This window comes from Mesorhizobium sp. M5C.F.Ca.IN.020.29.1.1 (genome assembly GCF_003997375.1).
GTDB lineage: Bacteria > Pseudomonadota > Alphaproteobacteria > Rhizobiales > Rhizobiaceae > Mesorhizobium > Mesorhizobium wenxiniae.
The window spans coordinates 1-1,115 of the sequence record NZ_RZSW01001007.1; the positions used below are offsets into that span (position 1 = coordinate 1).

Consider the following 1,115-nt stretch of genomic DNA (forward strand, 5'->3'; position numbering starts at 1 on the left):
CCGAACAGCAGCAGCACCCAGAGGGCGCCTATCGCCGCGTTGCGCGTGTCGCGATCCATCACGTGGCCCTGACGCGGCGCGAATTCATTAAGTTCGTTACCAATGCTATGTAACTCCCGGTGTCAGTGACAGTGGCCATGATGCGGAGCCGCATCGTGCGCATGGTCGTGCTCGCCACCTTGCCCATCGTGCCCATCGTGGCTGTCGGTGCAATGGCCGAATTCCGGTTCTACGGTGGCGTGGGCAATGCCATGCTCGGCGGCAAGCCGCTTCTTGATGGCGCTGACCGCTTTGTGAGCATCAACGCCATCGTTGAGGCAGGCATGCAAGGTCGCCATGTTGCTCGCCCCGTCGAGCGACCAGACATGCATGTGGTGCACCTCGCGCACGCCCTTGACCGTCCCCTCTATGTCCCTTGCGATCAGGTCGCGATCGAGGCTCGCCGGCACGCCCTCGAGCAGGACATGGGCTGCTTCGCGCATCAGCGACCAGGCCGTGGACAGGATCAGTAGCGAGACAAGGACGGACAGGATCGGATCGATAGGCGTCCAGCCCGTTGCCAGGATGATCAGCGCAGCTATGATCGCCGCCGCCGAGCCAAGCAGGTCGCCGAGCACGTGCAGGATGGCACCGCGCATGTTCAGGCTGTCGCGGTCGCCGCCATGCAGCACGAAGAAGGAGCCGATATTGACCAGCAGACCGGCGATCGCGACGACCAGCATCGGCCCGCCGAGCACGGGCGCAGGTGTCAGCAGGCGTTCCCAAGCCTCATAGATGATCCACAGCGCAATGGCGAAGATGGCGATGCCGTTGGTATAGGCCACCAGCGTTTTGACCCGGCCGAAACCATAGGTGAGGCGAACGGTGGCCGGCCGGCCGGCCAGATGAAAAGCATACCAGGCAAGGCCGAGCGCGATACAATCGGCGAGCATGTGGCCGGCATCCGCCAGCAGCGCCAGTGATCCGGTGAAGAGACCGCCGAGCGCTTCCACGACCATGAAGCTGGCGGTCAGCCAGGCTGCGATCAGCACCCGTTTCTTGTCGGTCGAGCCGTGCACAGGACCCGCGCCGTGGCTGTGGTCATGCCCTTGCGAACCATGGTCATGGGTGTGCGC

At 63.9% G+C, this 1,115-nt stretch carries 1 protein-coding gene; it reads right to left on the reverse strand.

The features are described from left to right. Nucleotides 1–122 precede the first annotated feature (122 nt). Nucleotides 123–1,115 (reverse strand): cation diffusion facilitator family transporter (locus tag EOA85_RS35815; RefSeq protein ID WP_164760155.1); only part of this gene is annotated, 993 nt, incomplete at its 5' end.